The sequence below is a fragment of the Bordetella sputigena genome, from assembly GCF_965137885.1.
Lineage (GTDB): Bacteria > Pseudomonadota > Gammaproteobacteria > Burkholderiales > Burkholderiaceae_B > Bordetella_C > Bordetella_C sputigena.
In genome coordinates this window covers 89,595-102,555 of sequence record NZ_CBCSCA010000012.1, presented here as the reverse complement: position 1 = coordinate 102,555, position 12,961 = coordinate 89,595, and the positions used below count along the sequence as shown (strand labels likewise).

Below are 12,961 nucleotides of genomic sequence, written 5' to 3'. Positions count from 1 at the left end.
ATCGTGCTGGAAATCGAACTCCAATTCGAGGATGGCACGCACCGTATCGTGCGTGTCGCGCCTCCGGTCACTTTGGGTAGAGGCCCTCATTGCGGGATACGGATCCGGCATTGGCGCGTAGGTCGCGAACACGCGCGTCTGCTTGTTTCCGGGCAGGACGTAGTCATCGAAGACGCCGGTACGCTGTCGGGCACCTTGGTCAACGGCAAGCGCATTGCACGGTATGGGCCCTTGACGTCGACGGATGAGGTCCTGGTCGGCCCCTGCCTGATGAAGGTGCGCCGCGAGCCGTTCCTTGCCATGCTGGCGGACGCGCCGCCGCATGGGACGGAAGCCATGCCCTTGCCGGCATCATCGGAGATTCCACTGACCGGACCCACCTTGCGTGATGCCGCCGTGGACCGGCAAGTCTATGGCGCGGATAGCGATCTGCGATCCGCGATCGAGTTGCTGCCGCATCGGCAGCGACTGCAGTCCGCGTTGCTCGATGCGCTCGACTTGCGGCGCCGCGATGTCGCGAAGATGAGCGACGGGCTCTTGCGCAGCGAAGCCACCGAACGTCTGCTTGCCATCGTCCGCGCGGATACGCAGCTTCCCGACGGTATCGATCCGGAAGCCTTGATGCGGGACGTGCTGGACGAAGCCCTGGGTTTCGGCCCGCTGTCACCCTTGCTGCAGGATCCACGCATCACGGAAATCATGGTCAACCGCTACGACGAAATCTATGTGGAGCGCGAGGGCCGTCTGGTCCGCCATGCGGCCGTCTTCAGCAGTGAGCAAGCGGTGTTGAGGGTGCTGGAACGCATCGTGGCGCCGATAGGACGCCGCATCGACGAAAGTTCTCCCATGGTCGACGCGCGCCTGGCCGACGGATCCCGGGTGAACGCGGTGGTGGCGCCCGTAGCGCTGAAGGGCGCCAGCCTGACCATACGCAAGTTTCCACAGCGGGCGCTCGGCATGCAGGACCTCGTATCGCGCGGCTCCCTGGACTCGTCCATGGCCGACTTCCTGGCGCGCTGCGTCGCCGGGCGGCTCAACATTGTCGTATCCGGCGGTACGGGATCGGGCAAGACGACACTGCTGAATATTCTCTCCAACGCCATTCCCTGCGGCGAACGCATCATCACCATCGAGGATGCCGCCGAGCTGCGCCTGCGCCACGCCCACGTCGTGGCGTTGGAGGCGCGGCCCGCCAATATGGAGGGCCGCGGCCACATCACCATACGCGACCTGGTACGCAATGCCCTGCGCATGCGGCCCGATCGCATCGTGGTGGGCGAGTGCCGTGGCGCGGAGGCCTTCGACATGCTGGCGGCCATGAACACCGGCCACGAAGGATCGCTGACCACGCTGCATGCCAACAGTCCGCGCGACGCGCTGGGCCGGCTGGAAACCATGATCCTGATGGCCGGCATGGACCTGCCGTTGGCGGCCGTGCGTGAACACATCGCGTCCAGCATCCATCTGATCGTGCAGCAGGCCCGGCTGCCCGACGGCCGGCGCCTGATAACGGCGATCGTCGAAGTGACGGGAATGGAGGCCGGCCGTATCCAGACCCAGCCGCTGTTCATACACGAGAGCGGACGCGCGGGGGGCGGGTTCGCGGGATGCGGAACGATGCCCACCTTTGCCGATGCGTGGCGGGAAGCGGGCCGGCCGCTCGATCCCGGGCTATTTACGGGTCGTACACCGTTGGCACCGTTGGCACGCACCGCCCTCGATGACGGTATCGCCCGAGCCGAAAGCGGGCGGACGCGTCGCGCGCACGGCATGCCGCGCACGGATGCGCCATGATATGGCTGGCGGCACTGGCCGCGACATGCTGCGTGACGGCGGCCTGCTGGGGTGTTTCCGGCTGGCTTGCCGGGGCCTGGTCGCGCTACCGGCAGGTTTATACCGACGACGCCGGGGCGCGATTGGGCGAGGTCTTTCTCTTCGTCGACCCGCGCCAGCTATGGGCCATCAATCTGGCCTTGTGCTGCACGGCCGCCCTGGCGGCCTACGCGGCCAGCGGCAGCGCCGTGATTGCCATGGCGGCGGGTCTGGCGCCGATCCGGGCGCCGCAAGTCCTGATCGGCGTCTTGAGGCGCCGACGGCAGCATCGCTTCGACGCTCAGTTACCCGACATGCTGTTGGCGCTGGGTTCCAGCCTGCGTGCCGGGACCAGTTTGGCGGGAGCCTTGCGGCAGCTGGTGGAGCATTGCGAGGCGCCGCTATCGCAGGAATTCGGCCTGATCCTGCGGGAGCAGCGCCTGGGCGTTTCCTTCGACCAGGCGCTGCTCAATCTGCGGGCGCGCATGCCCGGCGAGGCCACCGGCCTCGTCGTGGCGGCGCTGCGTATCGCCGCGCACACCGGCGGCAATCTGGCCGAGGCGCTGGACCGGATCGCCGCCGTGTTATCCGCGCGTCTCCAACTTCAGGAGCGCATCCGCACCCTGACGGCCCAAGGCCGCCTGCAGGCCTGGATCGTCGGAGCGCTGACGCCTTGCCTGGCGATCGTGCTGACCTGGCTGGATCCGGCCTCGATGTCCTTGTTGTGGCATACCCGGGCCGGATGGGGCGCGCTGGGCATCATCGTCATGCTGGAAGCAGCCGGCATCATGTGGATACGGCGCATCGTAAACATCAACGTCTGACTAGGGCGGCAACACCATGCATATCCTGGCTCTGATGATGGCCGCGCTTTTCGCGGCGGGGGCATTCCTCTTGTTGCGGCCGCTGTTCCGGCCGGCCGGGCGCAGCCATCCGGCGGCGGGGCGGCTGCCGCCGGCGTGGCGGGCGGCGTGGCCTTGTCTGGAGCTCCTGGCGCCCTTGGCCGCGTCGCTGTTGTCCTGGCGCCGGCGCAAACGCCTGGCCACGCAGTTGCTGCGCGCCGGGCTGCCAGGCGCCCTGGCGCCCGGCCAGGTCGTGGCCGCGCAGTGGTTATGCGCGGCCGCGAGCGCCACGGCCACCCTGGCGCTGCTGCTCGGACTGGACTACGGTTCGGATCGCCACCTGCTCCTGCCGATCGCATCTGGCGCCGCCATGACCGGGGCCGCCATGCCATGCCTGTGGCTGCGCGCGGAAATCAGGCGCCGCCGCGGGCGCATGGCGCGCGAACTGCCGTTCCTGATGGATATGACCACGTTGTGCGTGGAATCCGGCTTGAATCTGCAAGGCGCCTTGAAGCAGGCGGCGGAGCAGGGCCCGGACGGCCCCTTGCGCGACGAGCTGTTGCTCGCATTGGCGGATATGCGCGCGGGCCTGCCGCGCTTGCAGGCGCTGTACGCCTGGTCAGATCGTGTCGATCTGCCGGGCGTGCGCGCGCTCACCGCCGCGCTGGCCCAGGCCGATACGCTCGGGATGAGCCTGGGGCCGGTCTTGCGGGCGCAATCCGAACGCCGCCGCGCGGAGCGATTTCAACAAGCGGAGAAACTTGCCATGCAAGCGCCGGTCAAGATGCTGTTCCCGCTGGTCTGCTGCATCTTTCCCTGCACTTTTGTGGTGCTGGCCTTTCCGATCGCGGTCCAGTTTTGGCAGGCCTTGCAATGAGCGGCGTAGCCCGAGGCGCCGTCGCCGGAACGCAAGGCTGCCGCTTGCGGATACTGCGCGCGAGTGGATGGGGCGGGCGCCTGCGCGGCCTGCTATGCCGGCGCAGGCCGCGGCCCGGGATAGGGCTGTGGCTGACGCCATGCCGAGCCGTGCATACCTTCGGAATGAAATACCCGCTGGACCTCGTATTCCTGGACGGGAGCGGCCGCGTGGCGGCCGTCGTCGCGGGCCTCCGGCCCTGGCGGGTGGCGCTATGCCTGCGTGCCGTGTCCGTCGTCGAGCTGGAAGCCGGCGCCGTCGATCTCGAAAACGGAGGTATAGGCCGGATAGAAGCTGCTATACAGGATGCCGAACGCCGCAATGCTGACGGGAACCTGCACCGTATTCACCAGGGTCTGCGACACGTCCAGCGAAATCAAGGTACTGGCGCAGAAGTCAATGCCCAGGAACACCGCGGCCCAGGTCAAACCGTAGACCAGGAAGGCCCACTTGTTGCGCCAGCAGGCAACACCGGAGAAGAACAGCGCCTGCGGCAGCTTGACGTTGTGCCAGGCCACCAACACCGGTGCGTGCCAGAACAATGCGCCGATGATCAGGTAAAGCACGCCGAAGACCAGCAGGGCGGTGTGCAGGGTTTCGAAGAAGGGCACATAGTCATTGGTGACCGATGCGGCCCGGATGCCGTCCGCGAGTTCGTTCGAGAACGGTACGAAAGCGATAAGACCGGCCAGCATGCAGAGGCCGGCGTACAAGCCCCCGAGGATAAGCAGCTTCTTCAGCACCCCGGGCTTCTGCAAGGGCTTCAGCCACATGGACGGCAGCATGGTGCGGTCGGCTTCGATGTGCTTGCAGGCCGACAGCGTCATCAATGTGACGCAGGGCATCAGCGCGGTGCAGAAGAGCGGGCCGATGGGCACCGTGAACATCGCGAACAGCAACAGCAGGCTGACGACGAGGGACCACGTGAACAACGCCAGCGGCTGACGCATGAATAGCCGGAACCCGTCTCGCGCCCATTGCCATCCGGCGGTTGCAGGTAAGGATGCTGCTTGCATTTTCCTCTTTGCTTATCTCTTTGCTTATGCTGCCAAGCACATAGTCATGTTTGAATTATGGAGCCAGCCCGCGTCAGGGCAAGGTCGGCGGTGTTTCGCGGTGGCGCGCGAGCAACACTCGCTCGAAATGCCGCGGGTCGTGGGGTTTCAAAGTCTGCGCGGGCCGCGGCAAATGGAAGTCGTACAGCCGGGACAGCCAGAACCGCAGGGCCGCGCCGCGCAGCATGGCCGGCCACGCCTGCCGTTCCTGTTCCGTGAACGGGCGTTCGCTGGCATAGGCGCTCAGCCAGCTTTGCGCGAGTTCCGGCACGATCTGCCCCGTCTCGCGCACGATGCACCAATCGTTGATGCTGACCGCCACGTCGAACAGCCAGGTATCGCAGCCGGCGAAGTAGAAATCGATAAATCCGCCCATCAGCGGGTTCTCGAACGTGCCGGCGAACAGCACATTATCGCGGAACAGGTCGCAATGGGCGGGCCCGCTGGGCAGGCCGCGCCACAAAGGGCTCGCCGCCGCGGCAATCTGCTCGTCCAGGCTTTGCCGCAGCAGTTCATCCTGGGGCTGATCCAGGAAAGGCCGTACCTTGGGCGCTGTTTCCCGCCACCAGGACAGGCCGCGCAGATTCGGCTGGCGCAGCGGCAGGTCGCGCGCCGCGATGTGTGCCAGGGCCAGCGTGCGGCCGGTCAGCGCGCAATGCAGCGGTCCGGGCGCCGGCTCGTAGCCGCCAGGCAGCCTGGTGACGATGGCGCAGGGCTTGCCGTGCAGGTCGACCAGCCGGGAGCCGCCGCGGCTGGTCTGCGGCTGCGGCACCGGCACGCCGCGACCGGCCAGCTGGTGCATCAGCTCGATATAGAAGGGCAGCTGTTCCCGGGTAAGCACCTCGAATACCGTCAATACGTACTCGCCGGCAGTCGTGGTCAGGAAGTAGTTGGTATTTTCGATTCCGGCCGTAATGCCCTGCAGGGAAACCAATTCCCCCAGCTCGAATTGCGTCAGCAGGCTGCGGGCGTCGTCGTCGGTGACGGATGTGAATACGGCCATGGAGGATGCGGCTAAGGTTGTCGGGTATCGTCGGCCGCGCCAGGCTGCGGCGGCGCAATTTTAGACCACCCGGCGCGGTCGCCCGGCGCCACGGCTAAAATGGCTGCATCTTCCCTCCAGGTTCTGTCCGTGCTTTCTTCCGACTGGCGGCTGTGCGTCGCGCCCATGATCGATGTCACCGATCGCCATTGCCGCTATTTCCATCGGCTGCTGGCGCCACGCGCACGCCTGTATACCGAAATGATCACCACGGGGGCATTGCTCCATGGCGACGTCGCGCGGCACCTGGACTTCGACACCGCCGAGCATCCCGTCGCCTTACAGCTGGGCGGCAGCGAGCCGGACGCCCTGGCCCACGCCGCCCGCCTCGGGCAGCGCTGGGGCTATGACGAAATCAACCTGAACTGCGGCTGTCCTTCGGAGCGCGTCCAACGGGGCGCCTTTGGCGCATGCCTGATGGCTGAACCCGATCTGGTGGCGGACTGCGTCAAGGCCATGCAGGACGCGGTTGACGTCCCCGTTACCGTCAAGCACAGGCTCGGGCTGGATTATGACGACTCGTATGCCTTTGTCCGCGATTTCGTCGGCAAGCTCTACGACGCCGGCTGCCGCGTCTTCATCGTGCACGCGCGCAATGCGGTGTTGAAAGGCCTGTCGCCGAAGGACAATCGCGAGATTCCGCCCCTGCGCTACGATGCCGCCGCGCAATTGAAGCGCGACTTTCCCGACTGCGTCGTGGTGTTGAACGGTGGCCTGGCCGATGCCGGGACGGCGGCGCAGGCGGGCGACGGATTCGATGGCGTCATGCTGGGAAGGGCGGCCTGGCATACCCCGCGCGTGCTGTCGGAGCTCTCCATGCGCTTCTGGCCCGGCAGCCGACTGCCGGGCGATGCGCAGGTGGTCGATGCCATGACGCGCTACGCCGCGCAGGCCGTGGCGCGCGGCGTTCCTTTGCGTGTGATCGTGCGGCCCTTGCTGGGCCTGGTGAACGGACAGGCCGGGGCCCGTCGCTGGCGCCGCATGCTGTCCGATGCGGCCGCCCTGAAATCGGATGATCCAGGGCTGATCTATGAAGCCTGGCGCAGCGTCTCCCACCCCGCGGCACGGCATGCCGAACCGGTGGAGCTGGAGTAGCCGGCTGGATTTGCCAGCCGGACTTGCACGCTAGATTTCCTTGGACGCCGCGCTTTCCTCGTCCATGGGCCAGTCGCGGATATAGGCCTTGAGCATATTGTTCTCGAAGCGCTGCGCATTCACGATGGCCTGCGCCATGTCGTAGAAAGAGATCACGCCCATCAGCATGTTCCCGTCCATGACGGGGATGTACCGCGCGTGCTTTTCCAGCATCAGGCGCTGCACTTCTTCCGCGCTGGTATTGGGCGTAACGCTGACCGGCGCATCGTCCATGATGGCGCGGATCGTGGTGGCGCCCAGCGTGCCGCCGTTGCGGTTCAGGTGCTGGATGATCTCACGGAAGGTCAACATGCCGGCCAGCATGCCGGATTCCATGATCACGAGCGAGCCGATGTCCTGCAGGCTCATGGTTTCCACGGCCTTGCTGACAGGAGTATCGGGCGAGGCCGTATACAGGGTGTCACCCTTGACGCGAAGAATTTCGCTGACTTTCAACATGATGTCCTCCATGGGCTGCTGCCCAGGCTTATTTTTTGACGGCCTCGATCTTCACGACGTCCGCCGAGCCATTCCGGGTATTTTGCGCCTCCTGCATCAGATCTTCCAGCGTCGGCGCTGCGTCTGTCGTAAGAATGGCGCGGGCGGTGCGCAGGATTTCCGGCGATTCGCGTAGCCGTGCCTGGTGGCGATCGAGCAGGAAACGGTCGAAAAGCGGCGCCAGGGCGGCACGGCGCGGGTCGCAGGCCAGTATCCAGCGCTGCTCCTGCGTGCGCACCACCATGCCCAGGTCGGCCAGCGCTTCCAGGACGGCGTTGAGTTCGTCATGATGCAGATGCAAATCGACGGCAAGACGGCTGGCGCTGCGGCCGGGCGGGTTGGCGCCCATATTGCGATACAGGCAACGCAGTACCTCGACGGCGTCGACGAAGGCCGCGCCCGGCTCGCGGTTGATGTCCCAGCGGCCCACGCGGATCATGGGCAGGCTGGCCGCGACGGTGGCGCCGAACAGTACGGCCAGCCAGGACAGGTAGATCCACAGCAGAAAGATCGGCAGGGTGGCAAAGGTGCCGTAGATGACCGTATACGTGGGAAAGCGCGTCAGGTAATAGGCGAAGGCCGATTTCATGAGCTCCAGCACGATGGCGGTGCCGAAGCCGCCAGCCAGGGCGTCGGTCCATAGCACGCGGCGGTTGGGCACGACGATGAACAACGCGGCGAAGCCCAGTCCCGTCAGCGCCAGGGGCAGGAAAGACACCGCCAGCCCGATGAAATTCGGCACGTCCCTGACCAGTCCCAGCGATTCCCGCGCCAGGAAGGACGTGCCCCAGAGGCTGGCGCCCGCGACCACCGGCCCCAGCGTCAGGACCGCCCAGTACATCAGGGCGCGCTGCGACAGCGGCCGCTGCCGGGTGACGTGCCAGATATCGTTGAAGGTCTTGTCGATCGTCATGATCAACAGAATCGACGTGACCAGCAGCAGCCCGCCGCCGATGGCCGTCAGGCGGCTGGCCTGGCGCGCGAACTGGTTCAGGTAATTCATGATGTTGTCCGACACCGCGGGCGGCATCAGGCTGTGCGTCAGGAAGTCCTCCAACGCGATCCGGAATTCCTGGAAGACGGGGAAAGCCGTAAACAGCGACAGCACCACGGCCAGCATGGGCACGATGGCCAGGACGGTGGTAAACGTAAGGCTGGATGCGACCTGGAGCAGCTGTTCTTCACCCGCGCGCTGCGAAGCGAAACGCAGCACCTTCCCCACCCGGCTTACCCACGAAGCGCGGTGGTTTGGAGACTCCGGTTCCGCGTCCGCGGCGGCCGTTTCGACGGGCGGTTTCATGCGGCGATAATAGCAGCATGGATATCGAACTCAACCGTAACTTCCGGCTAGCCTGCATTCTGACCCTGCTGGCGCTGGCGATATTGTGCGTAGTATGGGAGACCGTCGCGGCGCCGCTGCGGCCGGGCGGCTCCTGGCTATTCCTGAAGGCGGTGCCGCTGTTGCTGCCCTTGCGGGGTATCGCGCGCGGCAACCTGTACACCTATCAGTGGGCGTCCATGCTGATACTGCTGTATGTCATGGAGGGCGCCGTGCGGGTGATGTCCGACACCGCCACGCTTTCGGCCGTATTGGCTGGCGCGGAACTTGCACTGTCGCTGGCATTTTTCGCCTGCGCCGTGCTGTATGTGCGGCCCGCCAAGCAGGCGGCCCGCCGTCGCCGATCGCCGGCCGCCTGATCCTGACCAAGGCAATCCGGCCGCCGGCGCCGCCGCGGCGCCGGCCATCGCGGCGCGCTGTCCGTCATTGATCCCTTTATAGGGTAGGAATTATGTCCGCTGTATCCGAAACGCCCGTGCCTGCCGCCCTGGCCACGGCGCTGGACCAGTTGCCGATGAGCAACTCCTTCGCCGCCTTGCCGGACGCTTTTTACACCAGGCTGAACCCGCAGGGGCTGAATGCGCCCAGGCTGGTACACGCGAACGAAGACGCCGCGGCGTTGATCGGCCTGGCGCCGGAAGCCTTGCGTACGCAGGCTTTCCTGGACGTCTTCTCCGGCCGGGTGCCGCTTCCGGGCGGGGATAGCCTGGCGGCGGTCTACAGCGGTCACCAGTTCGGTGTCTGGGCGGGCCAGTTGGGCGATGGCCGCGCCCATCTGCTGGGCGAGGTCGACGGCCCCAACGGGTCCTGGGAGCTGCAGCTAAAAGGCGCCGGCATGACCCCTTACTCCCGGATGGGCGACGGCCGCGCCGTTCTTCGGTCGTCGGTACGCGAGTATCTGGCCAGCGAGGCCATGCACGGTCTGGGTATTCCGACCACCCGCGCCTTGGCGCTGGTCGCTTCCGACGATCCCGTCTACCGGGAAACCGTGGAAACGGCGGCCATCGTGACCCGCATGGCGCCCAGTTTCGTGCGGTTCGGCTCTTTCGAGCATTGGGCGGCGCGCCGCCAGCCGGACATGCTGCAGACGCTGGCCGACTACATCATCGACCGCTTCTATCCCGAATGCCGCCGCCCGGTGGCGGGGGCGAGCCCGGCGGCCAATGCGCCCCTGGTACGGCTGCTCGACGCGGTCATGGTGCGTACCGCCAAATTGATGGCCCAATGGCAGTGCGTGGGCTTTTCCCATGGCGTGATGAACACCGACAATATGTCCATCCTGGGACTGACGCTGGATTACGGTCCTTACGGGTTCATGGATGCCTTCCGGTTGGATCATGTGTGCAATCACTCGGACACGGAAGGGCGCTATGCCTGGAACCGCCAGCCTTCCGTGGGGCTGTGGAACCTGTACCGCCTGGCCGGCAGCTTCAACAGCGTGGGGCAGGACGCGGACGCCCTGAAAGCGGTGCTGGACCGCTACGAAGCCGTTTTCAGCCGCGCTTTCCACGATGGCATGGCCGCCAAGCTGGGATTGGGCGTGTGGCGCCCCGAAGACGAAGCGCTGCTGGATGATCTGCTGCGGCTGATGCATGAGCAGCGCGCCGACTTCACCCTGGCGTTCCGCCGGCTATCCAACGCCGTGCGTGGCGATGCGCAGCCCTTCGTGGACCTGTTCATCGACCGCGACGCCGCGCGCGCATGGCTCGAGCGCCTGCTGCGTCGCCAGGAAGGCGCGCCGGGCGCCGCCGAAGATCGCGCGGACGCCATGGACCGGGTCAATCCGCTGTACGTGTTGCGCAACCATCTGGCCGAACTGGCCATCCGCGCGGCCGCTCAAGGGGATGCCAGCGTGATCGATGCGCTGCTGCGCGCGCTGCGGGATCCCTATACCGAGCGACCGGAGTTCGCCCAATATGCCGGGCTGCCGCCGGACTGGGCAGGCGATCTCGAAGTCAGCTGCTCATCCTGAACGCGGCTTCCGCGCGACGAAAATTGCGAAAACTCAGTTCTTTGCGATAAGGAGTGTATAGATTGTTGCAACGTGTGGAAATTTGGTGCATTCTCGCCCATGGGAAGAAGCGGCAACTATGAGAGACGAATTCCGATAGTTGCCATCTTTTGGCGCCGTTTTCGCATTGTTACCAATGATAGAATTGCGCCGCTGCTCAAGCAGCATCCTGCCTGTTCACAGCGGCTGGGCCCTATGGACCATGCAGTTCATAGGCCGATTTCCGGGGATATATCGTGCAAACGCAAGCAGCAGACGGCGTGTTATGTATCGGTCTGTTAGAGGATGATGCGGACTTTCGGGAAGAGCTGAAGCTCGGCCTCGGCGGATACGGCTTTCGCGTCAACTTCGCGTGCGCCAGTGCCGCGGATTTCTACCGGCATATGGAAAGCCAACCCTGCGACGTCGTCATCCTGGACGCCAACGTGCAGGGCGGGGAAGACGGTTTTTCGGTGGCGACCCGGCTGCGGGCCCTGCATGCCGTCGGCATCGTCATGCTGACGGGCCGCGGCGCGCTGGAAGACCGCGTACGCGGCCTGGAAGGCGGGGCGGACATCTACATCACCAAGCCGGTCGACCTGCTGGAACTGAGTTCCGTCATCCGCAGCCTGGCGCGACGCATGCGTCTGTCCCGCAACGCCGCGCCGCAGCCGGTGGCGGAACGTGGCAACCAGAACTGGAGCCTGCAGGACGGTGGTTGGATCCTGGTGTCGCCGGACGGTGGCAGCCTGCACTTGAGCGCCCAGGAGCGCGTTTTCCTGAACGCATTGATCGAAGCCAGCGGCAATGTCGTCAGCCGCCAGGCGCTGTCGGAGCTGTTCAGCCCCGCCAATCCCAGCGAGTTCGAGCTGCGGCGCATCGACGTACTGGTCAGCCGCCTGCGCGCCAAGGCGCAATCCGGCGGCATGAAACTGCCCGTGCTGTCCGTGCGCGGACAAGGCTACGTTTTCGCGGCCTGAGCGGCCTGGTTGGCTCCTAGCGCACTTTGCTGACGGGCAGCGCGATCGTGAAGCGCGCTCCTTTGCCCGGTTCGCTTTCAACGGTCAATGTGCCGCCCTGGCGTTCGCAGATCTTGCGCACCAGGAAAAGACCCAGCCCGAGCCCCTTCGTTTCGCGATGGGCGGCGCGGCGGAAGTGCGGGTCGAAAATGCGCGCCTGATCTTCCTTTTCGATGCCGGGGCCGCGGTCGGCGACCGCGATCCAGGCGGTGCGTTCGCCCGGGGTGGTCACCGTACCCACCTGGATAACGATAGGCTGGTCGGCCGGCGAGTACTTCACCGCATTGTGGATCAGGTTGCGCAGCACGACGCCGGTCAGCGGGCCGTCGCACCAGGCTGGCGCCGGCGTGGGCGCTTCGAGCTGCAGGCGATGCGCCACGTCGTTCTGGATCGCGGCTACGACATCGGCCGCCAGGCGGGCCAGATCGACGACTTCGTGGCGGGGCGCGACGGCTTCATCGTAGGCGCTTTCCTGCACCAGCAATTGGTCCATCAATTCGCTGATCCGGGCCACGGCGCGCCCGATGCGCTGCAGGCGGCTGTCGATCTGTTCATCGCTGCCTTCCAGCACCATTTCCAGGGATTGCACCGCGGCGCTGATGGTGGCCACCGGCGAGCGCATTTCGTGCGACAGCAAGGCATTCATCTGGCGCTGCCGCTCCAGGACTTCGTTGAGCATGGATAGCCGTGCTTCGATTTCCCGTTGGCCGGCGGCCAGCGATGCCGGCGTGGCTTTTACCTCCGTGCGCGGGCCGGCATGCCTGCCCAGGGCCGATCCCGCATCGCCCAGCGAGCTGCGTCGTGCCGGCATGGCGGCCGCCGCCAGCACGACCAGCAGCGCGATGCCGCCGCATGCGGCCGCGAGCACGGCGAACGCCGGCGCGACAGCCGCCGGGCTTGCCTGGACGTAGAAGGCGACCGCATCCACGGCGTAGGCGACGCAGAGCGCCGCGATCGCCGCCACCCATGCGGCGATCTTGAAAATCATCGCCCATAAGGGCGCCCTGCGTCGGCGCAGCGCGCATCCCGCCATCCACAGCACGGCGCTCGCGCCCAAGCCCAGGCAGGCGGCCGACATGCCGGCTTGCGCGGCCGGCGGCACCCATGCAGCCAGCAATCCCCACAGCAATGCGACCCGCGCGGCTTGCGACAGCAGGAGCAACAGCGTGGCGATAGGCGGGAAACCGGTGCGGCGCCTGGCCGCGACCACCAGGATGGCGATCAGCACGGCGGCAGCCAGGCCGGCCAGACTGGCACGGTGCGAGTTCAAAAGCGCGCCGGCGGCGGCCGGATACCAGGAATCAGGATTCATGC

The 12,961-nt window shown here is 66.0% G+C and carries 12 protein-coding genes and 1 pseudogene; 8 read left to right on the top strand and 5 right to left on the bottom strand.

What is annotated here, in order from left to right; translation table 11 throughout:
• Positions 1-3 precede the first annotated feature (3 nt).
• From ACNA0R_RS21260 to ACNA0R_RS21245, 4 genes and pseudogenes are all read left to right on the top strand, one after another.
• On the top strand, positions 4-1,794 hold the full coding sequence (locus ACNA0R_RS21260) for an ATPase, T2SS/T4P/T4SS family (RefSeq protein ID WP_415828059.1): 1,791 nt from the start codon (positions 4-6) through the stop codon (positions 1,792-1,794).
• Positions 1,791-2,636 carry a type II secretion system F family protein gene (locus tag ACNA0R_RS21255; protein WP_415828058.1) on the top strand — a complete coding sequence of 282 codons (846 nt, stop codon included), beginning with the start codon at positions 1,791-1,793 and terminating at the stop codon, positions 2,634-2,636. The genes ACNA0R_RS21260 and ACNA0R_RS21255 overlap by 4 nt, the downstream gene beginning before the upstream one ends.
• A 16-nt stretch (positions 2,637-2,652) precedes the next feature.
• Positions 2,653-3,531: a type II secretion system F family protein gene (locus ACNA0R_RS21250; protein WP_415828057.1), complete on the top strand. Its 879-nt coding sequence runs from the start codon at positions 2,653-2,655 to the stop codon at positions 3,529-3,531.
• Positions 3,528-3,773 (top strand): annotated as a pseudogene (locus ACNA0R_RS21245) (DUF192 domain-containing protein); the annotation flags it as partial. The gene ACNA0R_RS21250 and the pseudogene ACNA0R_RS21245, both read left to right, overlap by 4 nt.
• A 9-nt stretch (positions 3,774-3,782) precedes the next feature.
• On the opposite strand, the gene ACNA0R_RS21240 reads toward ACNA0R_RS21245, so the two are convergent.
• Both ACNA0R_RS21240 and ACNA0R_RS21235 read right to left on the bottom strand, forming a co-directional pair.
• Entirely contained in the window at positions 3,783-4,586 is an 804-nt protein-coding gene (locus ACNA0R_RS21240) for a BPSS1780 family membrane protein (RefSeq protein ID WP_415828056.1), read from the bottom strand.
• Positions 4,587-4,659: 73 nt separating this feature from the next.
• The gene (locus tag ACNA0R_RS21235) at positions 4,660-5,628 is read right to left on the bottom strand and encodes a homoserine kinase (protein ID WP_415828055.1); all 969 of its coding nucleotides are present in this window, start codon (positions 5,626-5,628) and stop codon (positions 4,660-4,662) included.
• 129 nt (positions 5,629-5,757) lie between these two features.
• On the opposite strand from ACNA0R_RS21235, the gene dusA reads away from it, so the two are divergent.
• Entirely contained in the window at positions 5,758-6,762 is a 1,005-nt protein-coding gene (gene dusA / locus ACNA0R_RS21230) for a tRNA dihydrouridine(20/20a) synthase DusA (RefSeq protein ID WP_415828162.1), read from the top strand.
• A gap of 30 nt (positions 6,763-6,792) precedes the next feature.
• Here dusA and ACNA0R_RS21225 read toward each other — a convergent pair whose 3' ends face one another.
• Positions 6,793-7,260: a CBS domain-containing protein gene (locus ACNA0R_RS21225; protein ID WP_415828054.1), complete on the bottom strand. Its 468-nt coding sequence runs from the start codon at positions 7,258-7,260 to the stop codon at positions 6,793-6,795.
• A 28-nt stretch (positions 7,261-7,288) separates the two neighbouring features.
• The gene (locus ACNA0R_RS21220) at positions 7,289-8,599 is read right to left on the bottom strand and encodes a YihY family inner membrane protein (protein ID WP_415828053.1); all 1,311 of its coding nucleotides are present in this window, start codon (positions 8,597-8,599) and stop codon (positions 7,289-7,291) included.
• Between the two features lie 17 nt (positions 8,600-8,616).
• On the opposite strand from ACNA0R_RS21220, the gene ACNA0R_RS21215 reads away from it, so the two are divergent.
• The 3 genes from ACNA0R_RS21215 (at position 8,617) to ACNA0R_RS21205 (ending at position 11,608) form a co-directional block, all read left to right on the top strand.
• Positions 8,617-8,997 carry a DUF2069 domain-containing protein gene (locus tag ACNA0R_RS21215; protein WP_415828052.1) on the top strand — a complete coding sequence of 127 codons (381 nt, stop codon included), beginning with the start codon at positions 8,617-8,619 and terminating at the stop codon, positions 8,995-8,997.
• Positions 8,998-9,152: 155 nt separating this feature from the next.
• Complete coding sequence (locus tag ACNA0R_RS21210) at positions 9,153-10,610, top strand: protein adenylyltransferase SelO (RefSeq protein WP_415828161.1); 1,458 nt, start codon at positions 9,153-9,155, stop codon at positions 10,608-10,610.
• 275 nt (positions 10,611-10,885) lie between these two features.
• Positions 10,886-11,608: a response regulator transcription factor gene (locus ACNA0R_RS21205; protein ID WP_415828051.1), complete on the top strand. Its 723-nt coding sequence runs from the start codon at positions 10,886-10,888 to the stop codon at positions 11,606-11,608.
• Positions 11,609-11,624: 16 nt separating this feature from the next.
• Here ACNA0R_RS21205 and ACNA0R_RS21200 read toward each other — a convergent pair whose 3' ends face one another.
• Positions 11,625-12,959 (bottom strand): sensor histidine kinase, encoded by a 1,335-nt coding sequence (locus ACNA0R_RS21200; RefSeq protein WP_415828050.1) that lies wholly within the window; start codon positions 12,957-12,959, stop codon positions 11,625-11,627.
• Positions 12,960-12,961: the final 2 nt, after the last annotated feature.

Excerpts from the sequence above, each read along its gene's own strand:
- ACNA0R_RS21255 (WP_415828058.1), top strand. The coding sequence starts at position 1,791 with ATGATATGGCTGGCGGCACTGGCCGCGACATGCTGCGTGACGGCGGCC.
- ACNA0R_RS21250 (WP_415828057.1), top strand. The coding sequence starts at position 2,653 with ATGCATATCCTGGCTCTGATGATGGCCGCGCTTTTCGCGGCGGGGGCA.
- ACNA0R_RS21240 (WP_415828056.1), bottom strand. The coding sequence starts at position 4,586 with ATGCAAGCAGCATCCTTACCTGCAACCGCCGGATGGCAATGGGCGCGA.
- ACNA0R_RS21235 (WP_415828055.1), bottom strand. The coding sequence starts at position 5,628 with ATGGCCGTATTCACATCCGTCACCGACGACGACGCCCGCAGCCTGCTG.
- ACNA0R_RS21225 (WP_415828054.1), bottom strand. The coding sequence starts at position 7,260 with ATGTTGAAAGTCAGCGAAATTCTTCGCGTCAAGGGTGACACCCTGTAT.
- ACNA0R_RS21220 (WP_415828053.1), bottom strand. The coding sequence starts at position 8,599 with ATGAAACCGCCCGTCGAAACGGCCGCCGCGGACGCGGAACCGGAGTCT.
- ACNA0R_RS21215 (WP_415828052.1), top strand. The coding sequence starts at position 8,617 with ATGGATATCGAACTCAACCGTAACTTCCGGCTAGCCTGCATTCTGACC.
- ACNA0R_RS21210 (WP_415828161.1), top strand. The coding sequence starts at position 9,153 with ATGAGCAACTCCTTCGCCGCCTTGCCGGACGCTTTTTACACCAGGCTG.
- ACNA0R_RS21200 (WP_415828050.1), bottom strand. The coding sequence starts at position 12,959 with ATGAATCCTGATTCCTGGTATCCGGCCGCCGCCGGCGCGCTTTTGAAC.